Genomic DNA, 26,349 nt, shown 5'->3' on the forward strand with positions numbered 1-26,349 from the left:
CGCCGCTGGGTTTTCGATCAGCCCGGCCGCCCGCGTCAGTTCTTCGAGGACTTCGCCGGTGTGCTCCCCAACGCCGGCACCCGCCGACCGCCCGGCGGCTCCGGCACCCGGTGCAGCGGTGAGGTCACCACCCGCACCGAGCGGCCGGAGGGCAGTGTCGCCTCCGACCAGCGGCCGGTCGCCTGCGCCTGTGGATGCCTCAGCACCTCACCGATCTGGTTGAGCCGCGCGTATGGTACGTCGGCCTTCGCCAGCCTGGCGATGACCTCCTCAGTGGACAGTACGCCGAGCCGTTCCTGAACGGTGCGCTCAGTCAGCTCGCGATGGCTTACCCGCGCGGTGTTGGAGGCGAACGCGGGATCGTCCAGCAGCGCAGGATCGTCGAGGACGACGCGGCACAGTCGTTGCCACTGGCCCTCGTTTTGTACGGCGATCAGCACGTCCTGGCCGTCCGCGGTGCGGTACGGGCCGTAGGGGCGATACTCGCGTGTCGCAGCCCCGCCGGCGGTGGCGCGGATCCGCCGTGAAGCTCGGCGAGCAGCAGCGGGCTCATCCATTCCAGCAGTACGTCGAACAGCGCGATGTCCAGCCGCTTGCCGACGCCGGTCTGCTCCCGGGCGTAGAGCGCGGCGAGGATCGCCGCCAACGCGTAGGTCCCGCCGGCGAGGTCGGCCAGCGAGACACCCGGTTTGGCCGGCGCTTCCGGGGTCCCGGTAGCGCTGATCGTGCCGGCCTCTCCCTGCACCAGCGCATCGTAGGCCTTGCGGTCGGCATAGGGGCCGGTGTCGCCGTATCCCGAGAGGTAGCAGCGGATCAGCCGCGGGTTGAGCGCGGAAAGCTCTGCGTCGGGCACGATCCGCTCCATCGCGCCTGGCGCGAGGTTGCACACAAGCACGTCGGCCTGGGCCAACAAGCCGCGCAACGCCTGCCGGCCGGCTTCGTCCTTGAGGTCGAGCACGACACTGCGTTTTCCCCGGTTGAGCCAGACGAAATGGGTCGCCTCGCCGTGCACGGCCTCGTCGTAGCCGCGGGCGAAATCTCCCCCGCCAGGCCGCTCGACCTTGATCACATCGGCGCCGAGGTCGCCCAGGTGTCGCGAGCACAACGGCGCCGCGACCGCCTGCTCGACCGCGACCACCCGAACGCCGGTGAGGTCACCCCGCGTGCTCATCGGGCACCGAAGCGGAGCACGGTACCGACCGCCGGCTGCACATAGTTGTCGGACAGCTCGGTCGACAGCGTCGTGTGGGTGCGCAGGCCACTGCAGTGCATCGGCATCACCGTGGCGACCTCCATCTCGCGCAGCGCTTGGGCGGTCAGTGCCACGTTCTCGGTGGGCGTGGTCGGGAAGCCCAGATGGAACCCGCCCATCACGGCGCGGACCGGCTTGTCGCCGCAGACCGCACGGGCCCGCGCGATCGTGTTGATGACGCCGGCGTGCGCACAGCCGGTCAGGATCACCAGACCGGCGCCACGGACGTCGATGACGAGACCCATCTCGTCCATCACCTCATCTCGACGCAGCCGTCCCTGCGAGGAGACCTGGTAGAGCCCAGGATCACCAGGTTTGAACGCGGGCGCGGCGCCAGCCTCGAAGCCGACGGTGCGGGGGATCTCGCCGGTGGTGTGCACACCCCAGCCGAGGTCGAGCGAGTCTTTCGTCAGCACCGGTACCCCACCGGACTTCTCGACCTCGGCGAAGCCGAACGCCGCGTTGTAGACCGGCGAGGTGCGCCCGTCCCCCATCACCGCGTACCGCGGCAGCTGCGCGTCCTCGTGGGTAGCCACCGGGATGCGCCGCTCCGCGAGGGACAAGAAGGTGTGGATGCCACCGAAATGGTCGGGATGTCCGTGGCTGATGACGACATGGTCGACGCTGGCGGGATCGACGCCGAGCACCTTCATGTTGTGCGCCAAGACCGTGCCGGTGAGGCCGGCATCGAAAAGCACCCGGGTGGTGTGCCGGCCGCGCACGGCCTCGACCAGGAAACTGATGCCGTTCTCCGCCTGCGGCGGCACCCGCTTGGGATCGAAGTGCTCGATCAGGCCGTAGCGGCTGACACAGTGGTCATCCGCACCGGCCGGGCTCGCCTGCTCTGGCAGAAGCATGTCGACCTGGTTCTCGACGAGCACGGTGATCGTGACGCTGTCAGCTTCAAACATGAGAGCAAGTTACATGACGTACTCAGATAATGCATCATCTGCATTTTCGTGTGCGATGATGTCCCGGTGAACCCCCGTTCCCACCTCTACGTCCCCGCCGACCAGCCGCGCTTCCTGCGCAGCGCAGCACGGTCGTCAGCCGACGCGCTGATCCTCGACCTCGAAGACGCGGTCGCCCCGGCCAACAAAGACACCGCCAGGTCGGCCGCCGCCGACTTCGCCGCCACCCGCCCACCGCACGCCAGCTTCGAGCTCTGGGTACGAGTCAACGAGGGAGCCCGCGGACGAGACGACGCCGCCACCGTTCTCGCCACCGGGAACGTCGACGGAATCTGGCTACCCAAAGCCACCGTCGGCGCCGACCTCGACGCGATCGCCGCCATCGCGGCCGAGTCCGGCGCCGCCCTCGGCCTCCTCGTCGAAAGCGCCACCGGCCTCGTCGCGATCGCGGAACTAGCAGCCCACCCGGCCGTGCGATGCCTCCAACTCGGCGAGGTCGACCTCCGGGCCGACCTCGGCATGCCGCCCGACACCGGCGACCACCTGCTCGACTGGGCACGCGGACTGACGATCGCGCACGCAGCCGCGCACCGCCTGGAATGCGTCGCCCCGGTCTCCACCCGGATCACCGACCCGGACAGCTTCGCCGCCTCCAGCCGCCACCTCCGCGACCTCGGGTTCCGCAGCCGCGCCTGCATACACCCGACCCAGGTCGCCGTCGCCAACGAGATTTTCAGCGTCGACCCGGCTCGGCTCGCCGACGCCCACGCACTGCTCGACCGCTTCGAACGGCAGCAGGCCACCGGCAACGGCGCGTTCCGCGACACAGACGGAACCATGGTAGATGCGGCGACGGTGCGCCAAGCCCGTGAACTGACTGGCCGCTGACCTCGGCCAAGGCGGCCGAATGCGCTCGCGTGGCGGCTCTCGCGCCGCCTCCGGGCTGGTCCATGTTGTGTTGCGCAGGGCAGATCGGCGCGTCAGAACTTTTCGGCGCGACGTGTCGAATTCGGCCGCTCCCGTCCGTCGGGAATGACGACAGCACCTCAGAACCAACATATGGAGTAACCATGCGTACCCTGATCGCCACCGCGTTCGTCTCACTCGACGGCGTCATCGAGGGGGCCGGCGAAGAGCCCGGCTACCGCAACACGGGCTGGACGTTTAAGGACATCGAGTTCGACGAGGCCGTATACGGGATCAAGGGCCGCGAGCAGGATGAGGCCGCAGCTGTGTTGATGGGCCGAGTCTCCTACGAGCTGTTCTCGCCGGTATGGCCGGGTATGAGCGAGTTCCCTGGCTACAACGCGATGCCGAAGTACGTCGTGTCGACCACGCTGCAGGAGAAGGACCTGGTGTCCAACTGGGGCGAGATCAGTATCCTCCGTTCGCTTGACGACGTCGCCGCGCTCAAGCAGACCGAGGGCGGGCCGATCATCATCCACGCCAGCGCCACCCTGAACCGCGACCTGTCCGACGCTCGCCTGATCGACCGCTACCACCTGCTGGTCTACCCGGTCCTGCTCGGCGCGGGCAAGCGCCTGTTCAGCGACACCGACAAGGACAAGCAGAACCTCAAGCTCACCGAGAGCGAGTCCTACGCCAACGGAGTACAGAAGCTGGTCTACGACGTCGTCCGCTGACCAGCCCCGCCGGGGTCGGCCTGTTCTGAGGCCGGCCCCGCATCCCCACACAACTAAGCCGCGAACGCCTGCAAACCCTCACCCTCCAGGCGACACAGCTCGCCGCACGCCGCGACCAAACTCCAACGCGACCTGGCACACACCCCCAGCTCGGCGAGTTCTACGCGAAGAACGCGACCCGCCAGGACGGACAACTGCCGGATCATGGAGGAGTCCGCCGGACGGCGAACGCGGTGTCCGATGCCGAGCGGATTACTGAGGCGTCAGCGCAGGATGTCGAAGCGCAGGCCGGAGGAGGCCTCGCCGCTGCCGGGCGCCTTCGTCCTGGCCTGCCAGACCGTGACGCCGGTGGCGGTGGCTAGCAGGCGGTGGCGTCTTACCAGCCGGGTGGCCTCGCGGGGTACCTCCTCGTCGGCGATCTGGGCGGTTTGCGGCACCAGCGTGCCGCGTACACCGGCGTCGCTGACGCCGGTGGCACCCTCCGGTGCGGTCGCCCGGGCCAGTAGTGCGCGGTCGTCGGGCCCGGTGGTGCTGACCAGTGGGTACCAGTAGTCGGGCAGCGGGGTGCCGAGCCGGTAGTCGACCCGGTCGACGCGGGTGGGGTCGAAGGCCGGTTCTCCGGGCGGGCGCAGTCGCAGGTAGCGCTGGTAGCGGTCGACGTGCTCGCCGTCCCGGTCTACGGTCGCCAGCTCTACCACCCAGGCGAGGTTGGCGAGTTCGTCGCGGACGACGAGCGTGTCCTCGATCGCCTCGCCCTCCAGCGGTCGCGGGTTCGGTGGCACGAGCAGCCGCAGCCCGGCGCCGCTGCCGGTCAGTTCCCACAGCCGCCACGGGCCGGCGCCTCCGTCGGCGACGGCGGCTGCCGGAACATCGGTCACCGTGCCGAACGTGTCCACCACCCGCAGCGTGGTCACCGCGGTCAGCCCGGGGCGACGCTGAGCGGGACCATGAACCAGTCGTTGCTGTACAGCTGGGCGAAGGAGGCCAGGGCGGCACCGGCCGGGTCGGTGGCGCGCAACGCGTCGAGGTTGACGTCGCCGTCCTCCAGTTCCCAGAACCGGGGCCGGGGCATGCCCGGGTAGCTGACCGGGGCAGGCCGGACCGTCACCGGCGTGCCGCCTGTGAGGGTCCCGGTGGGCGCGGGGCCGCTGTCGAAGGTGTACCAGTCGACGCCACCGCCGTGGTACTCGTCGGCGACCAGCTCCACCGGGCCGCGTGACAGCGGGGCGGAGAGCCGGAAGCGGTACTCCAGCCGCTGGCCGTCCCACGCCGCCGGTGCGCCCGCGCCGGCCGCGGGGCGCACCCGGGTCCGCAGCCAGCGCAGCCAAGCCCGGCAGGCCCGCTCGACGCCGGGCCGCAGTCCAACGTCGAGCCCGGCGATGGCGGGGAGGCTGCCCGTGTCTCCGGCGGCGCCGAGGTGAGGGAGCAGGAACCGGTAGAGCTGGCGGGGGTCGGGGATCCGCCGCAGGTACAGGCTCAGCTTCGGACCGGCGTCGGCGGGCTCGAATGGGAACGCGTCGTTGAGCACGGTCCGGGCGGCCGTTACGGCCTCGTCGCGCAGGCGTCGTCCAAAGTCGACACCGAGTTCGGCCAGCGGCAGGTAGCCGAGTTCCTCGACGGTCGGCAGGGGTTCCGGCTCCACCGCGGGCTCCACCGCGGCGAGCGGGGCCTGGCCGCCGGCGGGTCGCAGCGACGCGGTCTCGTGGGCGATGGTGACCTGGACGGGGGTGCCGGCGTCGTCGGCCACGAACTCGCGGGTCTGCCACTGCCGGGCGAGCATCCACAGTGGATCGCGGGCCGGGGCGGCGAGCGAGTCGCGCTGGTCGTCCGGCGTCACCGCGACGGATTCGGGGGTCAAGCGCACGGCTGTTGTCCCTTCCCGGGGCGCCTCACGGGGTGCCGCCGACGACGATCTCGATGCCCGGCCGGCGTTCCGCCGGCGTGGCGCGGTCCCGGGCCATGGCCAAGGTGGATGTGAGTACCTCCACGAGCGTGTCGAGGTCCCACGTCGGAGCTTGCGGGTCGGGATGGACGGCGACCAGGATGGCCTGCGGGGGCGATGCGTCCGGCTGGTCGTAGTGGAAGGCGACCGCGCTGTCGTGCGCGGCGGCCGGCACCGCCTGGTTCCAGCTGTCCACCATCAGCCCGGCGACCCGATTGGGCAGCTGCGTGCCGTATCCGGACTGGACCACGAAGCCGACCGCGCCGACGCTCGGTGTCGCCGCGCCGCCGATCCAGATGCCCGGGTCGGCGTGCGGGAGCTGAGCGACGCGGGGGTCGAGCTCCTCTCCGGTGCCCAGCGTCTCGGCCAGGTCGTGGACGGTCAGCAGGGCGCGGACCGCGGGGCGTACCAACGCGTGGTCGGCCAGCCACGCCCGCACCGCGGCGGGCGCGGCTCCCTGCAGCCGCGACGGCCATTGGCCCAGGTCGTCGCGGAGCCCGCCGGCCGGCGCGGCGATCGGGACGAGTACCGGGATCCGCTGTCCGCACAGCTCCTCGGCCCGGGCCCGGGCGCGGGCCAGGGTGCCGGCGGGGTCGGCCGGGTCGTTCTGGAACGGGATCGCGGCGAGCCGTGGTCGCAGCCCGGCCGCCGCCGCGGCGGCGAGCTCCCGGAGCAGGGGCATGTCGCGGGCGCTGGCCGGGTCGGTGGGCGGCAGCGCCTCTGGGACGCCGAGCGCCGCCGCCTCCAGCAGCCGCGCGGTGAGCAGCCGCGCCTCCCGGGCCGGCTGGTCCAGGCTGGTGACCAGGTCGGCCACCCAGGTTTCGGCGGCGAGTACCCGGTCGACGAGCGCGCCGACCGCGTCCGGCGCGGGTGGTTCCGCGGTGGCGCTGGCCGGGTGTCTCAGGTCGTCGGCGGCCAGCGCCCGGGACGCCGCGATCAGCCGCCCGAGTGCGGTGGCGGCGACGAGCAGGTCGCTGAGCGTGGGCTCCGGGCCCGGCGGCGGGTCTTGGACGACGAGCCGGCCGGCTGGTACCGGCCCGGCCGCCGCCCAGTGGGCGCGGGCCAGCCGGTCGAGGCGGGTGTGCAGCTCGGCGCTGCTGGCGGCGGCGCGTACCCAGTCCAGCGGGTCGAGGTCGAGCGCGGCGACGTAGGTGGTCAGCGGCTCGGCGACGTCGGCCCCGTCGGCATCCACCAGGCGCAGCCGCACCCTCACCGTCTCCGGGTCGGGCAGCAGCCGGCTGGCCCAGGCGGCGGTCAGCGGGTCGAGCTGGGCGGCGAGCCCGGGGAACGCGGTCCAGGTCGGTGTCCGCGCCGGATCCCATATGGACAGTACTCGGTGGACGGCGTCGTGGCCCGGCCGAGGCGTGCGGATCACCTCGAACTCGTCGGGCACCCGGCCCTCGGCGGCGACTGCGAGCGAGGCGCCGGCCCGTACCGCGTTGCCCTGCACGAGCTGGTGCACGCCCTCGGCGGCGACGAGGTCAGCGACCGCATCGACCCGTTCCTCCAGCCGGTCCAGGACGCTCCGCAAGCGGCCGAACTCCTCTGTGGACACGACCGGCAGCGCCAGCTCGGGGTCCAGGATGTCGCCGGGCGTGGCCGGGAACGGCACCGTCGTGTGGTCCCAGACCGGGGTAGCGGCGGACGTGGCGGTGAGGTACCGCTCGCGCAGGGCCAGACCGTCCACAGTGGCGGTCAGCATCGTCGAGGTGGAAGCGTCGGCCAGCAGCTCGCCGAGCGCGTCGCTCAGCGCCCGGGTGGCGCCGTCGAGTGCCGCCTGCGCGGCGACCACCTCGTTGGCGGCGTACCGGGCGGCGGCCGTAGCCGCGCCGTCGGCGGCCTGCTGCGCGGTCGTGGCGGCCGCCTGTGCCTGGGCGAGCGCCCGGGCCGCCTCGGTCCGCTCCGCGAGCGCCGCGGCGGCGGGGTCGCGGCTGAGCACGCCGGTGAGGTGTGCCCGCCGGTCCTGTGCCGCGCGCAGTTCGGCCGCCTTGGCCGCCCGCTCCTGGGTCCAGGCCAGTAGCGCGTCGGTTCCCTCGGGCTCGACCACGTACGTGTTGTAGCTGCGCATCGACGCCGCCTCCCTCAGGGGACCTGGATTGTGTAGTAGGACCGCCGGGCGGCCGGGCGCCGCGCGTCGATCGCTGCGAGCTCGCCCTGCAGCCGCGGGATAGCGGTGTCCAGTGTGGACGCCTCGGCGGGCATGCCGGCGTACGGTGCGGCCGCGGCCTCGGCCCGGGCGGACCGCTCGCCGGCGACCCGGACCTGCTCCTGTCTCTCCGTCACGGTGGTCGCGAGGGCCGCCGCGGACTGCTGGAGCTCGGCCAGCCGGGCCTGCGCCGCGCGCAGGTCGGCCTGCCGGGCACGGCGCGCCTCCTCCCACTGCTCCAGCGCGGTACCGGCGCGGAACCGGGTCAGCTTGCGGAACGCGCCCAGGTAGGCCTGGAGGCCGGCGTCGGCGAGGTCCCGTTCGAACAGGTACCCGAACACCGCGGCCAGCGGCTGGCCGGCGCGGACCGCGTCGAGCACCCACTGCGCGGCCCGTACCCGGCTGGAGGAGAGGTCGACGGCCATCGACCGCGTGGTGGACTGGGCGGCCCGCTGGGCGAGGTACGCCGAGCGGAGCACCGCCGCGGTGGCCGCGTGCCCGAGTGAGGGCGCGTGCACGTGGCCGGTGCTGCGCGGCGCGGTCCGGGGCGCCACGTCGGTGAGCCACCCGTACGCGCCGACGACGACCGGGGTGGACGGCTGCTGGCGCTGGGCGAGCAGCCGCTCGGTGGCGGCACCGGTGGCCCAGGCGTCGAACCGGTGCGCGGCCGCGTCGAGGAACTCACCGAAAAGCCGGGCGAGGTCATCGCGGGTCGCCCCGGCGAGCAGCCGCAGGGCGTTGTCCACACTGGACAGCTCGGACGCCGCCGCGGCACGCTTGGCCGCCACAGCGACCTTCGCGAGCAGGGTGTCCGGCAGCTGCCCGCCGATCCCGGTCAGGGCCGCCTGCGCCGTGCCGGCCACCAGGGGTAGGTAGACCGCCGCCGAGTGCGGGCCGTCGGCGGTGCCGACGAGGCCGTCGAGCCCGGTGTACCCGGCGCCGGCGGCCGCCCACCGTACCGGGGAAGCGGCTTCCAGGAGCGGTGTGAGGTCGGTGCCGGTGATCTGGCGCGGGTCGCCGGTGCCGCCGCGCGGTGCCGGCGGCGCGGCGGGGTCGGTGGCGGTAACCGGGCCCACGGCGGCTCCCCAGGCGCGCATCCACGCCGCGACGCCGGCCCCGTTCTCGCCGGTACGTGCCACCCACCGGGACGGCGCGGTCGCCGGCAGCACGCCGTACGGCTGGCGGCCGACCCGCAGCGCCGGCGCCGGGCCACCCGGGTGCAACAGCCGCCAGGCGGTCTGGGTCGCCGCGCGGGCGCCCCCGGTGGCGGTGCCCGAGAGGGCCAGTCCGGCGAGCAGCCGGGCCGCGTCCACGCCACCCGCGCGCGGCGCCGCCCCGCCAGACAGCGCGGCGAGCGCGGCAGCGGGCAGGCCGAGCAGGCCGGCGACCTGCGCGCCACCGGTACCGGCCGCCGGCGCCGGCGGCTCCACGGCGGCCGCGTCACGCAGTACCCCCGCGATCTGCCGCTGCCGTTCCGGGCTGAAGGCGGCCCGCACGCCGCCGCTGTTGTTCGTCGGTGTGCCGTCGGCCAGCACCTCGACCCCGGCACTGAACGCCTGGCCGCGCAGCAGCTCGGCGAGCGGCCCGGCGGCGTCGCCGGTCCGGACACCCACGACGACGAGCTGCTCGATCGGCGGGGCGCCGGGCGGCACCGCGAGGCTGACCGCCAGGCCGGCGGCGCGGGCGGCGTTGAGGTCGCCAAGCCATGCCGACCCGGGCGCCGACGGGTCGAAGCCGCCGCACTCGGGAGCGCCGGTGACGTTCTCGGTCCATATGACGTATCGCGCCGGCCCGCCGGCGGGGGCGAGGTTGACCGGCTCCCGCCCGGACAGGGCGATGACCGCGAACCGGTCCGGCAGCAGCTTGGCCCGGGGCGGAGCCGGCCAGGGGTTGGTCCGCGCCCCGGGGAGGGCCGTCCGGGCTTGGCGGCCTGGACGATCCACGCGGCGCGCTGCGGGCCGAAGCGGCCTACCAGCTGCTCCCATGTCTGGTCGGCGTCCGCGGTCAGCGTGCCGGCGCGTACGGCCCAGTAGTGCGCGCCCCAGGTGCTCTCGTCGGCGGTCAGGGTCGGGTCGTGCGCGTCGACCGAGAGCGCGTCGGGGTAGATGCGCACGTGCAGGGTGCCGCCGGCCCACTTCGTCTCCAGCCGCAGCGGCAGCAGTACCAGCGGGGTCGCGGAGCGGTGACCGCCGATGAGCCGGGCGGCCGCGGTCGCGCGGGACTCGGTGTAGTCGGCCAGCAGCCCGGTCGCCTCGTCGATCTGGGCGGACGTGGCGTCCATGCTGTACCGCACCGAGCTGTACGCCTGCGCCCGAGGTGCGACGCCGTTGACCACTACCTCCAAGCGGCGTACCCACTCGGCGAGCGTCGCGACCTGGGACTGGGCCGCGACGAGGTTGGCCGACGCGGCGGCGTGCTGGGTGGCGAGGTCGTCGCGGCGGGCCTCCCACTCCGCGAGCGCGCGCTGGAAAGCTTCGATCTCGGCTTGAGAGGGGCCGCCCTCGTAGTCCTGGGGGCGCATCAGACGCCGACCTCCTGGTGTTCGGCGATCTGCTGGGCCAGCCCGTTGAGGATCGCCTGGCGGGTGTCGCGCACAGCCGTGGCCTGGACCAGCACGGCTCGCAGGGCGGCCAGCTGGTTGGTCAGATGGTTGCGGGCGTTGTCGAGGTTGTCGGTGCGTTCGCTCACCGGTCGCGTGCGCTGCTGCCGCGACTCGGTCACGACGGTCTCCAGGACGGCGCGGATGGCGGCGGTCGCCGGCCAGCCCGCCGCGTACTGCCACTCCGCCATCTCCCGGCGGATCAGCTCGACCTCGTCGACCGCCAAGTCCTGCGCGGCCAGCAGCGTGCCCTTGGTCGTCAGGTGCGCGCCCAACTGGACGCGCAGGTTGAACCGGCGCCGGCGGGTGGCGAGCAGGTCGGCGAGCTCCGCCTCGGCCGCGGGGCGCAGGACCGCCGTATCCAGCGGCTCGGCCACCAGGCGGGCGGCGCGGGCGTCCAGGGCCGCGTATTCCGCCATGATCCCCTCGACGACCAGGCGCGCGGCAGTGATCCCACCCTCCGAGGCGTCGGCGCGCTGCTGCGCGGTGACCACGTTGGCCTTCGCCTCGTCCACCCGCGATTTGGCCTGCTGTACCGCGGCGTTGGCGGCGTTGAGGTTGCCCGCGGCGGTATCCCGGGCGGCCCGGGCGTTGTTGAGCGCGGTGTTGGCCGCGTCGAGGACCGCCTGCTTCGCCGCGAGGACGGCCTGCAGGTCGTCCATCTGGTTCTTCCATCGGGCCCAGGCTGGGTTCGGCTTGCCGGTTTGCGTCTCCCGCGGCGGTTCGTTGCCGCCGTGCTCGACCACCGCCTCGTACGCCGCGTCGCGTGGCGGTATCGTCGCGTCCCGCTCGGCGGTCCGCTGGCCCAGCACCTGCTGAGCGGCGTTGAGGGCGACGGTGGCCGACACCGCGCCGGAGATGGCCTGGCTGTGCGCGCTCTCCAGCGGCGGGACGAGGGCGGCGAGCCGGGTGACCTCGGCCCGCAGCCCGTCCCGCGTGGCGATGGCCTGGTTGAGGCTCTGCTGCGCGGCCGCCATCCGCTGGTCGATCATGGCACGTAGGTATGCGAACACGCGATCCCTCAATCCTGTGCGGTCGACGAGAGCTGCGGTTCGAGCCACAGCGCGATGGGCAGGCGTACCCGGAAGGCGGGCTGCTGGACGATGACCGCGACGTTCGCGGAGTCCAGCGCCCAGACGGCGCTCGCCGCACCCGGCGCGAGCGTCCGGGCCAGGCCGGCGAGCGGCCCGGGCACCGGCATGTGCAGCTGGCCGGCCAGGTGCGGGTGGGACCAATCGAGGTCGCTCCAGTGGTGCAGCGGGGCGGGCCCCTCCGGTGGCGGGTCGTCGCAGCCGAAGCGGGCGTGCGCCGCCGCCTCCTCCACTACGACGTGCCATGCCTGGCCGGGGATGGCCGCCTGTTCCGGGGTGAGGGCGAAGCCGAGGAACGTGCTGCCGGTGCCGATAGCGCCCGACAGGTACGGCATCAGCCGCTCCTCGCCGCCGTCGCCCCGGGCGCGTGACAGGTACAGGGCCGCGGTGGGGAACCGCCGTAGCAGCGCGCCCTTCACCAGCAGAACCAGGTGGTCCGCGCCGGAGCCGTGGCCGCCCAGCTCGTCATCGGCGTCCCAGCTCGCGATCGGCGGTACCGCGGTGAGGTCCGACCCGCCGGCCCAGAACCGGCTGAAGAACGTGGCGGTCTGGTCGAGCGGAAACCGGCGCCAGACCAGCTCCCGGGCCAGGGCGTGGTTGAGGCCGACCAGGAAGCTCTCCACGAACGCGGTGTTCGTCCGTACAAGTAGGACGGTGTCGTCGGGCAGGTCGCCGGCGGCTGGCAGCAGCCACTCCTCGGCCACGGCCCGCAGCAGCGTGTACGCCGGCTCGTCGAACCGGGGCGCGAACAGCCGCTCCGGCGCCGCCGCGGCCGCCGCCCGGGCGGAAGCCGCCACGCCCGCGAGTTCGGCGCGGGTGAGCGCGGCTCCGCCGCCGTGCCGCCCGGCGACCGCGCCGGTGACCAGGTCGGCCAGCTCCGGGTCGGCCCGGCCGGGCGCGCCGAGGCCGGCGTCGCGTAGCTGCCGCCAGGCCCGGTCGGCCAGCTCCTCCTGGTGCACCGCGACCGCCCAGGAGGCCAGCCCGGCGGCGGTACGCCGGCGCGGGTCGGTGTTGAGCTCGGTGAGCCAGCCCGCGCTGTCCGGTGCCAGCGCTGCGATCCCGCCCTGGTAGTCCTGACCGTAGAGCGGCGGGCGCAGCTCGACGCCGGACCCGGACCGGCTGACCGCCGTCCGCAGCGAGCCGGCGAGCCCGCCGTCGCCGGCCGGCGGCTCGGCCGTCCCGATCGGGCGTAGCGCCCCCTGCATGAGCGTGGTCGCGTCGGGGTCGTCCGCGGCCGCGCCCCAGCCCGGCGCGCCGACACCGATCTCCCGCCCGGCCAGCGAGGCCGGCGCCGGCCGCGGCCGCAGCCGGCGGACCAGCGCCTCGAAGCTGCCTTCGGCGCCGGTCTGGAAGCTCCAGGAGTAGTACACCGGCAGCTCGACCGAGCCGGTGCCGCCCCAGGCCGGCGCGAGCGGGTCCGCGCCCGCGTCGCCGCCGACGCCGGCGACCCGGCCGGCGGCGAAGGTAGGCGTCAGGCAGGCCAGGTACCGCACGCCGGCCTCGAGCCGGCGCGGGCAGACCAGCCGGGACAGGGTACGCGCCGGGTCGCCGGCCGCCGCCTCGACGGGTTCGGCCGGATCGTGGGTCACCTGCACGTGCGCCCAGGCCCACAGCTGCTCCGGGGTGGGCAGTTCCGCGGCCGGGCACCGCAGCACGGGCAGCCCGTCCCCGGCGGCGGCCCGCAGGGTCGCGCGGCTGGCGGGCACGACCACGAGCGCCAGCCAGGGCTGCAGCCGCCGCTGCTGCCGGGGCGTGCCCGGGTGCTCCGGATCGGGCAGCGCCTGCCCCTGCGGCGGGAACGGGGTGAACCGCCACGGCAGGTCCGGGCTCGCCAGCTCCACGTACGGGAAGTAAGACGGCTCGAAGTCGGGGCAGCCGTCGAACGGCTCGGTCCGCAGCACCTCCCGCGCGTCCAGGCCGATCACATCGCCGGGCCCGGCGACCGATACCGGCACCTCCAGGCTCCCCAGTGCCGGCTCCCCGCGCAGCCGTACCGTCGCCGGCACCGCCGCCCGCGCCGCACCCGCGACCGGCCGCTCGGTGAGCGCCGCGGCGAAGCCGGCGCGATACCAGGGCAGGAAGGTCCTGACCACCCCACTCACGCGCGTACCCCCGTTTCAAGATCCACGATGTTCAGCGTCTCCATCACCACGTCGCTACGTACCGCCCGGTCGAACGGCGCCTCGACCGCGGTCGCCGGAGCCAGCGAAACCCCGGCTGGCAGTGACGCGAAGCTCGGCGCGCTGAGCTTCTGGTCCGCGCTCAGCTCCGTGAACTGCGCCGGCGCGAAGTGCGCGGTCAGCGGCTCCACCGCCACGCCGGGGCCGGTCTCGACGTCGACGTGGTAGCGCTTCGTGCCGCCCTTGGGCAGCAGTGCGCCGACCCGGCTGACCGCCGTGGCCAGCGGCACCACCTTCTGCCGTACGGAGACCACGGCCAGCGGGTGCACCACGAGGTCGTCGTGCGCGGCGAGCGTCACGCCCGCCGGCACCCGGGGCGGCAACGCGGCGGACCAGCTCGCCGGGCGGCAGATCTCCTGCCACACCAGGCCGGCCACGTCCACCCGTTCCAGCGCGGGGGTGGGCCGGGTGTACCGACCGTGAGGTTGACGCTGACGTCGACGCTGAACCACAGCACCTGCACGGTCAGCACCCCGGCGACCCGCCACGGCTGCGGGCCGGTCACGTCCACCGCGAGCCGCGCGGCCACCAGCGTCCCTGTCGGCCCGAATACCCGTACCCAGGCCAGGAAGCTCAGGTCGACGCCGAACGGCGCCCACCGCATCAGCGCGTCGAAGGCACCGCCGCCGTCGAGGCCGAACCCGCCCGCCTCGGCGCGCAGGCTCACCCGCGCCCCCATCTGGATGGTGTTGGCGGTCAACGCGAGGTAGCTCTCGAAGCGGATCCGCGGGTTGTCGCTGCCAGAGAGGCTGATCGTGAGCCGTTCCAGGCGGCGCAGTCCGGCCGGCGGCTCGAACCGGGGGTGGAAGCCGCCGATCGAGACCAGGAACGTGGGCTCGTCGCCGAAGTTGAGGCGTACTGCCATCTCGCCGGACAGGGCGAACGAGGCCAGCCGCGAGTGGTGCAGGGCGGCGTCGAGGGCCAGTTCGCGGCGGGTCAGGTCGAGGCTGCCGATCGCGTCGACGTACAGCTCGACGACGGGCTTGTGGGCGTCGGGCAGGACTACGGAGATCGCGGCGAGCAGGACCGCCCGGATCGGCTGCGGCAGTTCCAGCAGCAGCGCCAACCGGATCTTCACGATCGGTGGGCTGCCCCAGGAGATCTCCGCGAGCGGGCCGACCAGCAGCCGGTCGGGCGCCTGTGGAAAGAACCGGTCGAGGGTGTCGACGATCCGATCCGCGTTCCGCACCGGGTCGTCGGCGAACAGCAGCGAGTCCAGCACACCGCCGCTCAGCCCGGCGCGGATCGCGTCGGCGTCGATCGTGCGGTTGAGCGCGACGAGGCCGCCGATCCCGGTAAGGGTGAAGCCCATGCCCAGCGGGATGGGTGTGAACCCGGCGGCGGTGATGACCAGCAGCAGCGCGAAGCCTGGACCGCCGTCGGGGCGCTTGGTGTTGATGATGCCGATCGCCTTGACCGCGACGGTCTCCACGATGGTCAGCTCGAACACGCCCGAGTACCGGCCGGCTACCGGGTCGAGCGACAGGAAGCCGCCGCCGCGGACCGCGGGTAGGTCGATGGCGAGGCCGATACCTTCCGGCGGCTGCGGGCCGAGCGCGAGCCGGGCCGGGCCCAGGTTGCCACCCTCGGGTGGGAAGTCCAGGTCCAGGCGCGCGCCCATGCGGTCCACAGAGACCGAGAACGGGCCGAGCGTCACCGCCACGGAGGCGCTGACCGAGGCATGGATCGCTCCGCCGTCCGGGACGAGTCCGAAGTGGACGGACTTGAAGGTGACCGGGCCCGGCGTCGCGCCGACCGGCATCGTGGCGTCCAGCCCGGCCCCGCCCCGCACGTGCAGCCCGGTCTCGGAGGACCAGCTCAGCGCCAGGTCGAAGGGGACCCGCCAGCCCTCGGGCGGGAGTATCTCGGCGAGGAAGCCGTCACCGCCCGCCCCACCCACCGCCAGCGAGCCGCCCTCGATGCCGGCGGCCACCTCGACCCCGTCCGGCGTGCCGATCAGCTCCAGGAACACGCTCGACGCGGTCACCGACACGAGGCCGGCCGAGACGAGCGTGACGGCGTCCTCGTCCGGGCCCGGCTTGCGTCGCAGGCGCAGCCCCACCCTGGTGTCCTCGCCGGGTACCGGGCCGGTCCCGGTGAGCGCGAACGAGCCGGGACGCACCAAGAACACCGGGCCACCGGCGAGCTGCGCGACGCCGACGACCTCCAGGTCGACACGGTCGGACAGGGGGACGGTTGCCGCGACGCCGCCCTCGGCGTAGGGCTGCAGGGCCAGGCCACTGTCCGCGGCGGCCAGCGCGGTCGGGCCGGCCTGGGCCAGGATCAGGCCAGCCTCGGCCCACGCGTCGACCGCCGGGTCGTCGGTGTCGTTGTCCCACCACACGGGTACGCGCAGCGCCATCGGCGGGTCGGTCGGCGCACCCGCCGGCCACAGTACCGGCAGCACAGCACTGTCCACATCGGTCACGTCCGCAGGCACGCCGGCCGCGAGGGCCACCGACTGGGCACGCACCAGTAGCAGGTTGGCGCCGAAAGCAGCCGTCGCCCACCCGTACCCGTCGCGCAGCGGGCCCACCGGGTCGCCGAGCATGCCGGCCAGCCGGTCCCACCGCACCTCCGCCCGCCGGTAGTCGATGTCCCGCGCGTCCGGGTCGCCGCCGCCGGCCGGCACGTGCCGGTAGTCGACAAGTCCGATGAGGACACTCAGGCCGTGGATCGCGCCATGGTGGTTGACCAGGTACGTCGCGACGAGCTGGTCGAACACCTCGGCGGTGAACGTGGGCGTAAGCCGGTCGGCCAGCACGGCAAGGGCGGCCGGCAGGTCGCGGACGGCGGCGGTCGCGGCGGGTACCTTCGCCACGACCGCCGCGAGGTCGTCCTCGCTGCTCTCGGGAAGTGCGGTCAGGTCGCTCACCAGGTCGGCGAGCTCGGCCAGGACGTCGCGCGTCGCGCCGAGCCCGGCGAACACCTGCGCCAACTCGGCGTCGTCGAGCCGGTACCCGAAGGTCCGCAGAAACCCGTCCAGGCCGGCCGGCGTGGCCAGCGCCCGGCCGACCGGGTCGAGCAGCCGGGCCAGCTCGAGCGTGAGCAGCCGTACAGTGTCGGTGCCATTCATCGTCGTGTCCCCGTCCGCTACAGAAGGTGGGTGGTGTGCTCGACGAAAAAGTCACCCCAGTCGAACGTCTCCAGGTCGAAGCCCGGCATCTCGTCCAGCCCGTCCAGGTAGGTTTCGAGCTCGGCGCGGCTGGTGTCCGGCGTCCAGGTGTCCACCCGCTTCGACGTCTTCTTGGTGAACGCGTCCCAGTAGTCCAGGATCGCCGCCCTGCCCATCGGGAACGTGCTGAACGCGCGGTCCATCTCCCAGTGCGCGACGGTGTAGCGGACCAGGTTGTAGCGGGCGTAGTAGGTGGGCCGAGGGTCGGCGACGCTCCACCGCCGGTAGTTCGCCGCCGACTCGTCCTCCGGCTCGTTCTGCCACTTGATCCGCCCCTTGATGCGGGCGATCTCCGCGACGTCGGTGAGCAGCAGGTTGATCTCGGAGTCGGCGTATCCGTCCAGCGACCGCCCGTTGATGTTGGCCGAGCCGATGAACAGCGCCTCGTCGTCGACGAGCATCAGCTTCGTGTGGATGTACGGCCGGGCGGACCGCTTGCCCCGGCGGCGCGGCATCCAGATCCGGACCCGGGGGTGTTTCACCAGCTCGGCCAGGCACCTGTTCTGCATGAGCAGCGTCACCTTGTTGAACGGGTCGATGCTGAGGCCGAGGCGCCGCGCCTGGTCCAGCATCGCGGTCCGCTTCGCCGGGTCGGTGGTCGCGGCGTAGGTGTCGCGCAGCGCCGGCAGGTCGGACCGGGTGCCGATCTCCTCCGAGTACGACGGCAGCACGATCGTGACCCGCAGTTGCGCCTCGTCCGAAAGTTGTTCGACCAAAGCCTCGGCGAACCCGGGATGGCGGAAGTACTGGTTCTCGATGTAAAGCCACTGTTCGGCGTCGCCGAGCAGGTCGAGGTAGCTGGTCTTGATCTCGGCCTGCCAGTGGCGGGCAGCCATGTGGATCGGGATCCACGTGGCCCCCTGCACCTCCACCCGGTACGGCAGCGTGCGCCGGGTGGTGATGGCGGCCGCCTGCGGATGGTTCTCCTTTACGAACACGTCGTCCGCATCGAGCGTGTCCGATGTGGATACACCGAACGAGACGACCTTCGCCAGTTGGTCGACCTCGAAGTTCCACCGCTCGACGAAGTTGTCCACCAGGCCGAGCGCCATGTCGCTGCGGACCCGCAGGCAGCCGTCATGCCACATCGTGCCGCCGCCGGCCACGCTCCCAGCCAGGTCCATCCCGCAGTACCCGGTCAGCGTCTGCCCGCCGTTGCGCTTGCCAGCCACGATGAACGTCTTCTGATGGTGCGAGCCCATCGTGAACTGCGTGAGGTTGCGGTAGCCGCCGGGCGGTGGCGAGGTGAACTGCCGCTCCCAGAACCGCTGCATCCGGTCCATCAGGGACGGCGGGATGATGGTGTCCGGCCTGCCCAAGGGGATCAGGCGGCCGGCGCCGCTCGCCGTCCGAAGGAAGTAGCCGGGGTCGTACTCAAGGTTGACGGCGATGATGATTTTGAGACGCTGTGCTGCCACAGTCTCACCGCCGATGCGCGCCGCCACCCGCTTCCAAAACGCCTCCACCTGCCCGTACAGGCGGGGTGCGGGACCGGTCACATTGGAGTTCCACAGGATGTGGCAGCTGGACTCCGGCTGCTTGAGCGCCTCGACGATGAGGTCCTCCAGGCGGTGCCCCTTGCGCAGTTCGATGCCGGTCGAGATGTACCAGCCGGCGATGAACAGTTTGGGGGCGGTCAGCCCTTTCATCGACTCGAGCAGATCCGGAAAGTACTCGTCGGCGTCGTAGAGAAGCTCGATCGGCCGCGTGTGTAGAGCTGGGTCGAAGGGCCGAAACTTGGGCATGCCAGGACCTCCAACCAGTTGCTACCCAGGGTTCGGCGAGCTGACCGTCCACAGTCAACCCGCAAGATCGAGATCAAGAAGCTAGCACCTGACGGACGTGAGTTTCCGTCACCTTTTTGACTGGCCGGGCTGACAACCATTTTCGGCTGCCAAGTATTGCCTGGTCACGCGCCGATCAGCATGCCGTCCAGGCCGGGGGCCGACCCGAAACGGTGTCGCACGTGGACAGTCCACTCGCCAACCAACATGCTGCGAGGCTACGAGTGAACCGGCTCCCCAGTCGTCAGCACCGAGGCGCGGGCCGGTCCGCCACGCTGCGGACAGAAGGTCCACCACACGGCTGAGCCGGAAATCACCTTCGACGTGTCCGGCCTGCCCCGCCGCCCCACCCTCGTTCCGGGAGCAGCAGATGGCCGCCCCGGCGGGTGGCGGCGACCGGACGCGCCTGGTCGCCCAGCACCAGGACGGGCGCTTCCTGGTCCGGCTGGCGCCTGGTCAACAGCTGTTGCATCCACAGTAGAGGGTCCGAGGCAAAGGACCGATGGGATCGGCTGAATTTGTTCGGGCTCGGTTCCAACAACGCGCTCTACATCACCCGGCAGACCGCGCCGGGCAGCGACACCTGACCGGCTGGTAGGGCCTCGGCGGGACGTGGACGAGCCCACCGCAGACGGTCGGGTTCTACTGGCACACGTTCTACTACATCTTCGTCTTCGCCACCGGGACCGACGGCAACGTCTACATCTACAACCGGATCGAGGATCCGGACGCCAACAACCGCACGCGGCCGGTGAACCCCAGGACATCCGCGGGAAGCTGAGCTGGCACCGTCAAGGGCGGCCGCGCCGGTGACCGGGCCGGCCGCACCTCGTCGGCAAGGATCACCTGCTGCAACTCCCGCGGATGCAGCCGGGTGCCTTCACCTTGATCACCAAGGTCATGTACGGGGAGAGCCCCCGCACCCGGCCGAGGACACAGTGATGCGGCAGGCCGGGCAAGTGCTCGACCAGGCCTCGGGCAGGGTTCAGCCAGGCCTGTACGACCTAGCGTTGGACAACGGGCCGCAGACCTGATCATGCATGCCGCAGGCACAGCGAGCCCGGTCGGCCCCTGGGGTGTGTCTATCGATCATGAGAGCCAGATGGCGGCGATGAGGACCAGGCCCGCACGGTAGGCCGCCGCGTTCGGCGGCCTCTCACATGGCCTGGACCGACCAGCGTGATCTCGACAGTGCTCGCGCCCGAGGGCAGCCGGCCGGAACCGGCGTGGCCCAACAGATCAGCAACCGAGCCTTGCCGCACTGGACCCGGCGATGGAGGACGAGGTCGCCCCTGCGTGAAAGCCGTTCCTCCCGGTCGTGCTGGCCAACCTCGAAGAAAAATTGTCGAGGGATGTCCAGAATGAAGGTGGCGGCTCCGACCAGGGGCACGCGCCCGCCTTAGGGCGCCGGAGCCAGGGAGATCCGATGAAGTACATGATCATGATGTTTGGTGGGTTGGGTGCCTCACTGGAGGGCCGATCGCCAGAGTGGGTCAAGGGCCTGCACGAGCTGATGATGACGATGGACGCCGAGCTCAAAGACACCGGCGAGATAGTGGCCTCGCACAAGCTGATGGACCCGGAACGGGCCACGACCGTCCGCTTTCAGAGTGGGGCGCCGGTGCCGACCGACGGGCCGTTCGCGGAGATCAAGGAGTCGCTGGCCGGGTACTGGATCCTTGATGTGAGCGAGGAGCGGGCCCTGGAGATCGCGTCGCGGGTGGTGGCCTACACCGAGTACCCGATGGAGGTCCGGCGGATCATGGAAGGGTGATCGGCGGGGATGGCATCGAGGACCTGCTGCGCGACCTCGCGCCGCGGGTCCTCGGCACGCTGGTGCGGCGATACGGCCAGTTCGACGCGTGCGAGGACGCGATCCAGGAGGCGCTGCTCGCGGCCGCCCAGCAGTGGCCGGCAGAGGGCGTGCCCGAGCAGCCGCGCGCCTGGCTGCTGACGGTCGCGACAAGAACACTCGTGGACCACTGGCGGGCGGACAGCGCCCGCCGCGAGCGGGAGGTCGTGGTCGCCACCGACCCCGCCCTCCAATCACACGCCCAGGGGGACGCCGACGACACCCTTACGCTGCTGTTCCTGTGCTGCCACCCCGCGCTCTCGCCGCCCTCGCAGCTCGCGCTGACCCTGCGCGCGGTCGGCGGGCTCACCACCGTGGAGATCGCGGCCGCGTTCCTGGTGCCGGAAGGGACGATGGCCAAGCGGATCACCCGGGCCAAACGGCAGATCCGCGAGGCCGGGGCCCGGTTCACAATGCCGCCGGCGGTGGAGCACAGCGCCCGCCTCGGCGTGGTGCTGCACGTGCTGTACCTGGTCTTCAACGAGGGGTACACCGCCAGCTCCGGCCCCGGCCTGCACCGTACCGACCTGACCGCCGAGGCGATCCGGCTCGCCCGGCTGCTGCACCGGCTCCTGCCCGGTGAGGGCGAGGTGGCCGGCCTGCTCGCGCTGATGCTGCTCACCGACGCGCGCCGGGCCGCCCGCACCGGTGCCGACGGCGCGCTCGTACCCCTCGACGACCAGGACCGTTCGAAGTGGGACGGTGCCGCGATCCGGGAGGGGGTGGCGCTGCTTGCCGCCACGCTGGGCGGCGGGCCAGTCGGGCCGTACCAGCTCCAGGCCGCCATCGCCGCCGTCCACGACGAGGCGCCGAGCGCCGAGCAGACCGACTGGCCGCAGATCCTCGCCCTCTACGACGTGCTGGCGCAGGTGACGCCCGGACCGCTTGTCACGCTCAGCCGCGCGGTCGCGGTAGCGATGGTGCACGGGCCGCGCGCGGGGCTGGCCCTCGCCGGCACGCTCGACGCCGACGAGCGGATGGCACACACCCACCGGCTGGAGGCCGTCCGCGGCCACCTGCTGGAACGCGCAGGCGAACCGGCCGCCGCCCGGACCGCGTACCTGAAGGCGGCGCGGATGACCGCGAGCGAACCGGAACAGCGCTACCTCACCCTGCGCGCCGCCCACCTCCGCACCCCCGACACCTGACCTGGTGCCGCACCGAAGCCCTGCCTCGTATGCCTAACCAGCCAGTGCAGAACCGGGCCGAACGCGGCGAGCTGGTCGGCACACCAGCGCACGAACCCCGCGCTGGTGACCACGTCCTATCCCTGGGTCGTTCGGCGTGCCAGCGGTCGATGAGGGCGGGCAGTTCGCGGAACATGAAGGCGTAGAAGTCGCGCATCTCGGTGAGGCGTCCGGCGGCGGGGCTGTCCGGTCCGGCGGCTTCGATGCCCCGTTCTGCGGCTTCGAACATGGCTTGGACCATGCCGTTCTGCGTGGACATCAGGGTGGCCCACGCGCCGTCGCGCAACCGGTAGTGCTCGCGGCGGCTGCCCGGTGCCGGCACCGGCTCGATCAGCCCGACGGTGGAGAGCATCTTGATCGCGCTGGATACGGACCCTGAGCTGATCGCGAGCCGCTCGGCGATCTGCGGGGCGGTGAGGCTGCCGGTCTCGGCGAACAGGAATGCCGCCAGGACCCGGGCCGTCGCTCTCTGCAACCCGCCCTGGGTCAGTGTCAACGCCATCCGCTCGGCCGCGTCGGACGTATCCGGCAACTCCACCCCTGCCTTCCGAGATCTTGACGATATCCTAACGCCTCCGAGTCTTCAGAAATCTCTGAACATACTGATAGCTTGAAGGTATGGCTGCGGCGATCGAGCTCATCGATCTCACCAAGATGTATGGGGCCCGGCGGGGCCTGGCTGGCTTGTCCATGACCGTGCGGGTCGGGGAGGTGTTCGGCTTCCTCGGCCCGAACGGTGCGGGAAAGACGACGACGATCCGGCTGCTGCTGGACCTGATCCGTCCCACTTCCGGCACCGTGCGTGTACTCGGGCGCGCGGCCCGGCGCGACGCGATCGAGGTGCACCGGCGAGTCGGTTACCTGCCCGGCGACTTCGCCGTCGACGGCCGGCAACGTGCTGGAGAGTGCCTGGCGTTCCTGGCCGCGCTGCGCGGCGGCGTGCCGGCTGACCGGATCCGCGAGCTGGCCGACCGTTTCGACCTGGACCTGCGGGCGCGGATCAAGAGCTTGTCGAAGGGCAACCGGCAGAAGGTCGGCCTGGTTCAAGCGTTCATGCACGATCCAGAGCTGCTGATCCTGGACGAGCCCACCTCCGGGCTCGACCCGCTCGTCCAGCAGACGTTCCTCGACCTTGTCGGGGAGGCGAAGCGGGCGGGGCGGACGGTGTTCATGTCCAGCCACATCATGAGCGAGGTCGAGGCGGTCGCCGACCGGGTCGCGATAGTCCGCGACGGGCGGCTCGTCGCCCTCGACACGGTCGCTGACCTGCGCGACCGCTCGTTCCTGCGGGTCGCCATCGGCTTCGCCGGCCCGGCGCCCGCCGCCGAGTTCGCCGCGCTGCCGGGCGTCACCGACCTGGCGGTGGACGGCTCCACGATGTCGTTCCGGCTCGACAGCAGCCCGGACTCGGTGGTCAAGGCGGCCGCCCGACACACCGTCACGAGCCTGCGCACGGAAACCCAGGACCTCGAGGACCTGTTCCACACCTTCTACACCGGCGGCGGCGACACCGCCGCTGCCGACCGCTGACGAACGGGATGACGATGACGACTTCGACTCCCTCACCCGCGACCACCGCTCCCGGCCGGGTGGCCGGCGGCAGCCTAGGCGGTGCCTTCAACGGATCGGTGTTCACGCGGACGTTGTGGGACAACCGGCGGTCCCTGCTGGTCTGGGCCGTGGCGGCCGGGCTGCTGGCACTCGTGTACGCGAGCTTCTACCCACAGGTCTCCGCCGACTCGATGGCCAACGTGCCCGAGGCGATGCGTGGGTTCGGGTTCGAGGACACCTCGACCGCCGCCGGGTATCTGCGCGGTGCGGTGTTCGGGCTCCTCGTCCCGCTGCTGGTCACGTTCTACGGCGCTGCGACCGGTGCCCGGACGATCTCCACCGACGAAGAGTCCGGATACCTCGACCTGCTCCTGGCGCACCCGATAAGCCGTACCCGCCTGCTGCTGCACCGCTACGCCGCCCTCGCCGCCGGCGCGATCCTGATCGCGGCCGCGGTCTTCGCCGCCATGCTCGCCGTGCGCAACAGTGCCGACCTGGACAGCATCGCCGTCAGCGGCTTCGCCGCCCAGACGCTCAACGTCGCCCTGCTCGGCCTGCTGTTCGGCGCGGTGGCCACCGGCATCGGCGCCGCCTTCGGCCGCTCACGCGGCGCTGTCTTCGGCAGCACGGCGGGCCTCGGTGTGCTCGCCTACGCACTGCACGGCCTGGCACCCCAGATCGGCGCGGAGTGGCTGCGCTACCTGACCCCGTACCACTACTACATCGACCACCAACCGCTCATCAACGGCGTCAACGGCGGCGACATCGCGGTCCTCGCCAGCTGCGCGACTGTGGCGGTCGCGGCCGGCGTATGGCGCCTAAACCAGCGGGACCTGCGCCGCTGAGCCAGCCCCGGGCGGCCAGCCTCTTGACGAAATCCCTACGGCGGATGCCCGTCAGGCTTTCGTCAGGATCGTTGCCCACCACCCGGCGGTGGGCGCACCTTGTCGTCGTGAGCGTTGAATCGGACCGGCGCAAGATCGTTCGTGATGCGTGGTCAGCCCGCCACTGCGCCGAGGACCGCTCGGCCATGATCGGCCTGAGCGTGATCAGAGGTCTGGCATTGGCGATACTGGCCGTGCTGATCCTCGTAGCCCTCATCTAGGGTCCCCTCGGCTGTCCAACGAAGAGCGCACCCAACCACAGCCGGCCGCCTGCACCACGCTTCAAGGCTGCTGTTACCGCACCCGGGACGGTAGGGTGACCGTCAGGTGTGCCGGGAAGTCTGGTCGGCGTCGTTGTTGCCGTGACCTGGACAGGAGGCACACGCCTTGCGGGCACAAGATCTGGCCGCGCCGTTTCCGACAGTGGGCATGGATACGCCGGCGATGGATGCCGCACGGCTCCTGGCCGGGCAGAACCTGCCCGGACTGATCGTGGTCGACGACGCTGGACGCCCGACCACGATCCTGCCGGGCACGCAGGTACTGCGGATGGCGATCCCGTCCTACTGCCAGGACGACCCCACGCTGGCCCGGGTGATCGACGAGGCCGCCGCCGACCTGTTCATCCGTAACGTGGGTGACCGCACGGTGGCCGAGCTGCTTCCCCGGGAGCGCCGCGAGCTGCCGGTCGTGGACCCGGACGCCACCGTCCTGGAGATCGCCGCGACCATGGCGGCCAGCCGCAGCCCTCTGGTCGCCGTCGCCAACAAGGACAGGACGCTTCTGGGCGCGATCACCCTGGACGCCCTGCTGGACCGGATGCTCGGCACGTGAGCGTCACCGCCTGGGCCGCCATAGCAGTCTTCGCCGTCGCCTACGTCCTGATCGCCACCGAGAAGATCCACCGGGTCGCCGCCGCTCTCGGCGGTGCGGCGATCATGCTCGTCATCGGTGCGACGGACGCCGAGCACGCGTTCTTCTCCGAAGAAGCCGGCATCGACTGGAACGTCATTTTCCTGCTCATCGGGATGATGCTCATCGTCGCGGTGCTCAAACGCACCGGCGCGTTCGAGTACCTCGCGATCTGGGCCACCAAACGCGCCAACGGCCGCCCCTTCCGCGTCATGGTCCTGCTCGTCCTGGTCACCGCGGTCGCGTCCGCGTTCCTGGACAACGTCACCACCGTACTGCTGATAGCGCCGGTCACCTTCCTGGTCTGCGAACGCCTCGACGTACCCGTGGCACCGTTCCTGATCGCCGAAGTGCTCGCCTCGAACATCGGCGGAACCTCCACATTGGTCGGTGACCCGCCGAACATCATCATCGCCAGCCGCGCCGGCCTGTCCTACAACGACTTCCTCCTCCACCTCGCCCCGATCGTCGCGCTCCTGGTGGTGGTCTTCATCGGGCTGTGCCGGATCCTGTTCCGGTCCGCGTTCAAGTACGACCCGGAACGGGCCGCCCAGATCGCCACTCTGCGCGAACGTGACGCGATCCGCGACGCCCGGCTGCTCGTGGTCAGCATGGTCGTACTCGCCGCCGTGACCGCCGCGTTCGTCCTGCACACCGTCCTTCACCTTGAGCCCTCGGTGGTGGCCATCGTCGGCGGGCTGATACTCCTGACCCTGTCCCGGCTGGACGCCGGCGAGGTCGCCAAAGACGTGGAGTGGCCCACGCTGGTCTTTTTCGCCGGCCTCTTCGTGATGGTCGGCGCCCTGGTAAACACCGGAGTCATCGACGAAATCTCCCGCGCCGCCACCGACGCCACCGAGGGCCGGCTGTTCCTCGCCACGATGGTGCTGCTGTGGGGATCGGCGCTGCTGTCTGCCGTCGTCGACAACATCCCCTACGTCGCCACGATGAGCCCCGTGGTCGCCGAGATGGTCAACAGCAACGGCAACACCAGCCAGTCGCAGGTCCTCTGGTGGGCCCTGGCCCTCGGCGCCGACCTCGGCGGCAACGCCACCGCCGTCGGCGCCTCCGCCAACGTGGTCGTGCTCGGCCTGGCCGAACGCGCCGGCAAACCCATCACCTTCTGGCAGTTCACCAAGTACGGCCTCGTCGTCACTGTCGTCACCGTCGCGTTGACCGTGCCGTATCTGTGGCTGCGCTACTTCGCCTTCGTCTGAGCCGACCACCCGGGGATCGGTAG

General features: G+C 71.9%; 21 protein-coding genes and 1 pseudogene. 10 read left to right on the forward strand and 12 right to left on the reverse strand.

The annotated features are described in order from the left end of the window. Positions 1-35: 35 nt before the first annotated feature. Together Pflav_RS48895 and Pflav_RS22440 are read right to left on the reverse strand one after the other, a co-directional pair. A pseudogene (locus tag Pflav_RS48895) lies at positions 36-1,171 on the reverse strand (CaiB/BaiF CoA transferase family protein). Further along, complete coding sequence (locus Pflav_RS22440; protein WP_173037952.1) at positions 1,168-2,163, reverse strand: MBL fold metallo-hydrolase; 996 nt, start codon at positions 2,161-2,163, stop codon at positions 1,168-1,170. The pseudogene Pflav_RS48895 and the gene Pflav_RS22440 overlap by 4 nt, the downstream one beginning before the upstream one ends. A 66-nt stretch (positions 2,164-2,229) precedes the next feature. Here Pflav_RS22440 and Pflav_RS22445 point away from each other — a divergent pair, with 66 nt between their 5' ends. Both Pflav_RS22445 and Pflav_RS22450 read left to right on the forward strand, forming a co-directional pair. Beyond that, positions 2,230-3,051, forward strand: a complete 822-nt coding sequence (locus Pflav_RS22445) for an HpcH/HpaI aldolase/citrate lyase family protein (protein WP_173037954.1) — start codon at positions 2,230-2,232, stop codon at positions 3,049-3,051. Positions 3,052-3,233: 182 nt separating this feature from the next. Beyond that, positions 3,234-3,806, forward strand: coding sequence for a dihydrofolate reductase family protein (locus Pflav_RS22450; protein WP_173037956.1), 573 nt, complete (start codon positions 3,234-3,236; stop codon positions 3,804-3,806). Between the two features lie 263 nt (positions 3,807-4,069). Here the strand turns inward: Pflav_RS22450 and Pflav_RS22455 are convergent, their stop codons facing one another. Genes Pflav_RS22455 through Pflav_RS22470 form a run of 4 tightly spaced genes read right to left on the reverse strand, consistent with a single transcriptional unit; the run spans position 4,070 to position 9,837 of the window. After that, positions 4,070-4,720 (reverse strand): hypothetical protein, encoded by a 651-nt coding sequence (locus tag Pflav_RS22455; protein ID WP_173037958.1) that lies wholly within the window; start codon positions 4,718-4,720, stop codon positions 4,070-4,072. A gap of 5 nt (positions 4,721-4,725) precedes the next feature. Next, positions 4,726-5,670, reverse strand: coding sequence for a hypothetical protein (locus Pflav_RS22460; protein WP_173037960.1), 945 nt, complete (start codon positions 5,668-5,670; stop codon positions 4,726-4,728). A gap of 25 nt (positions 5,671-5,695) precedes the next feature. Continuing rightward, positions 5,696-7,816, reverse strand: coding sequence for a hypothetical protein (locus Pflav_RS22465; protein WP_173037962.1), 2,121 nt, complete (start codon positions 7,814-7,816; stop codon positions 5,696-5,698). A gap of 14 nt (positions 7,817-7,830) precedes the next feature. Then, on the reverse strand, positions 7,831-9,837 hold the full coding sequence (locus Pflav_RS22470) for a hypothetical protein (RefSeq protein WP_173037964.1): 2,007 nt from the start codon (positions 9,835-9,837) through the stop codon (positions 7,831-7,833). Between the two features lie 336 nt (positions 9,838-10,173). Between Pflav_RS22470 and Pflav_RS22475 the strand changes: the two genes are divergently transcribed. Continuing rightward, positions 10,174-10,383 (forward strand): hypothetical protein, encoded by a 210-nt coding sequence (locus Pflav_RS22475; protein ID WP_173037966.1) that lies wholly within the window; start codon positions 10,174-10,176, stop codon positions 10,381-10,383. A 31-nt stretch (positions 10,384-10,414) separates the two neighbouring features. On the opposite strand, the gene Pflav_RS22480 is transcribed toward Pflav_RS22475, so the two are convergent. Genes Pflav_RS22480 through Pflav_RS22500 form a run of 5 tightly spaced genes read right to left on the reverse strand, consistent with a single transcriptional unit; the run spans position 10,415 to position 18,684 of the window. Next, the gene (locus Pflav_RS22480; RefSeq protein ID WP_173037968.1) at positions 10,415-11,485 is read right to left on the reverse strand and encodes a hypothetical protein; all 1,071 of its coding nucleotides are present in this window, start codon (positions 11,483-11,485) and stop codon (positions 10,415-10,417) included. Positions 11,486-11,514: 29 nt separating this feature from the next. After that, on the reverse strand, positions 11,515-13,686 hold the full coding sequence (locus tag Pflav_RS22485) for a hypothetical protein (RefSeq protein WP_173037970.1): 2,172 nt from the start codon (positions 13,684-13,686) through the stop codon (positions 11,515-11,517). Next, on the reverse strand, positions 13,683-14,141 hold the full coding sequence (locus Pflav_RS22490) for a hypothetical protein (RefSeq protein WP_232071763.1): 459 nt from the start codon (positions 14,139-14,141) through the stop codon (positions 13,683-13,685). Before Pflav_RS22490 ends, Pflav_RS22485 begins: the two co-directional genes overlap by 4 nt. Then, positions 14,060-16,840 carry a DUF6603 domain-containing protein gene (locus tag Pflav_RS22495; RefSeq protein ID WP_173037974.1) on the reverse strand — a complete coding sequence of 927 codons (2,781 nt, stop codon included), beginning with the start codon at positions 16,838-16,840 and terminating at the stop codon, positions 14,060-14,062. Before Pflav_RS22495 ends, Pflav_RS22490 begins: the two co-directional genes overlap by 82 nt. A gap of 17 nt (positions 16,841-16,857) precedes the next feature. Then, positions 16,858-18,684: a phospholipase D-like domain-containing protein gene (locus Pflav_RS22500; protein ID WP_173037976.1), complete on the reverse strand. Its 1,827-nt coding sequence runs from the start codon at positions 18,682-18,684 to the stop codon at positions 16,858-16,860. 1,465 nt (positions 18,685-20,149) lie between these two features. Here Pflav_RS22500 and Pflav_RS22505 point away from each other — a divergent pair. Both Pflav_RS22505 and Pflav_RS22510 read left to right on the forward strand, forming a co-directional pair. Then, positions 20,150-20,497 (forward strand): YciI family protein, encoded by a 348-nt coding sequence (locus tag Pflav_RS22505; protein ID WP_173037978.1) that lies wholly within the window; start codon positions 20,150-20,152, stop codon positions 20,495-20,497. Further along, the gene (locus tag Pflav_RS22510) at positions 20,494-21,723 is read left to right on the forward strand and encodes an RNA polymerase sigma factor (protein WP_173037980.1); all 1,230 of its coding nucleotides are present in this window, start codon (positions 20,494-20,496) and stop codon (positions 21,721-21,723) included. Before Pflav_RS22505 ends, Pflav_RS22510 begins: the two co-directional genes overlap by 4 nt. On the opposite strand, the gene Pflav_RS22515 is transcribed toward Pflav_RS22510, so the two are convergent. Next, positions 21,683-22,300 (reverse strand): GbsR/MarR family transcriptional regulator, encoded by a 618-nt coding sequence (locus tag Pflav_RS22515; protein WP_232071765.1) that lies wholly within the window; start codon positions 22,298-22,300, stop codon positions 21,683-21,685. The genes Pflav_RS22510 and Pflav_RS22515 overlap by 41 nt on opposite strands. Before the next feature lie 80 nt (positions 22,301-22,380). Here Pflav_RS22515 and Pflav_RS22520 point away from each other — a divergent pair, with 80 nt between their 5' ends. The 5 genes from Pflav_RS22520 (at position 22,381) to Pflav_RS22540 (ending at position 26,326) form a co-directional block, all read left to right on the forward strand. Next, a complete protein-coding gene (locus Pflav_RS22520; RefSeq protein ID WP_173037982.1) occupies positions 22,381-23,292 on the forward strand; it encodes an ABC transporter ATP-binding protein in 912 nt (303 codons plus the stop codon). A gap of 14 nt (positions 23,293-23,306) precedes the next feature. Next, a complete protein-coding gene (locus Pflav_RS22525) occupies positions 23,307-24,158 on the forward strand; it encodes an ABC transporter permease subunit (RefSeq protein WP_173037984.1) in 852 nt (283 codons plus the stop codon). A gap of 107 nt (positions 24,159-24,265) precedes the next feature. Beyond that, positions 24,266-24,418, forward strand: coding sequence for a hypothetical protein (locus Pflav_RS22530; protein WP_173037986.1), 153 nt, complete (start codon positions 24,266-24,268; stop codon positions 24,416-24,418). Positions 24,419-24,584: 166 nt separating this feature from the next. Continuing rightward, positions 24,585-25,031 (forward strand): CBS domain-containing protein, encoded by a 447-nt coding sequence (locus Pflav_RS22535; protein ID WP_173037988.1) that lies wholly within the window; start codon positions 24,585-24,587, stop codon positions 25,029-25,031. Further along, positions 25,028-26,326, forward strand: coding sequence for an ArsB/NhaD family transporter (locus Pflav_RS22540; protein WP_173037990.1), 1,299 nt, complete (start codon positions 25,028-25,030; stop codon positions 26,324-26,326). Before Pflav_RS22535 ends, Pflav_RS22540 begins: the two co-directional genes overlap by 4 nt. Positions 26,327-26,349 lie beyond the last annotated feature (23 nt).

This window comes from Phytohabitans flavus, assembly GCF_011764545.1.
GTDB classification, from domain to species: domain Bacteria; phylum Actinomycetota; class Actinomycetes; order Mycobacteriales; family Micromonosporaceae; genus Phytohabitans; species Phytohabitans flavus.

What these genes read in the sequence shown, in the direction of transcription:
- Pflav_RS22440 (WP_173037952.1), bottom strand. Translation starts at nt 2,163, where the DNA reads ATGTTTGAAGCTGACAGCGTCACGATCACCGTGCTCGTCGAGAACCAG.
- Pflav_RS22450 (WP_173037956.1), top strand. Translation starts at nt 3,234, where the DNA reads ATGCGTACCCTGATCGCCACCGCGTTCGTCTCACTCGACGGCGTCATC.
- Pflav_RS22465 (WP_173037962.1), bottom strand. Translation starts at nt 7,816, where the DNA reads ATGCGCAGCTACAACACGTACGTGGTCGAGCCCGAGGGAACCGACGCG.
- Pflav_RS22475 (WP_173037966.1), top strand. Translation starts at nt 10,174, where the DNA reads ATGCTGTACCGCACCGAGCTGTACGCCTGCGCCCGAGGTGCGACGCCG.
- Pflav_RS22480 (WP_173037968.1), bottom strand. Translation starts at nt 11,485, where the DNA reads ATGATCGACCAGCGGATGGCGGCCGCGCAGCAGAGCCTCAACCAGGCC.
- Pflav_RS22495 (WP_173037974.1), bottom strand. Translation starts at nt 16,840, where the DNA reads ATGAATGGCACCGACACTGTACGGCTGCTCACGCTCGAGCTGGCCCGG.
- Pflav_RS22500 (WP_173037976.1), bottom strand. Translation starts at nt 18,684, where the DNA reads ATGCCCAAGTTTCGGCCCTTCGACCCAGCTCTACACACGCGGCCGATC.
- Pflav_RS22505 (WP_173037978.1), top strand. Translation starts at nt 20,150, where the DNA reads ATGAAGTACATGATCATGATGTTTGGTGGGTTGGGTGCCTCACTGGAG.
- Pflav_RS22520 (WP_173037982.1), top strand. Translation starts at nt 22,381, where the DNA reads ATGGCTGCGGCGATCGAGCTCATCGATCTCACCAAGATGTATGGGGCC.
- Pflav_RS22525 (WP_173037984.1), top strand. Translation starts at nt 23,307, where the DNA reads ATGACGACTTCGACTCCCTCACCCGCGACCACCGCTCCCGGCCGGGTG.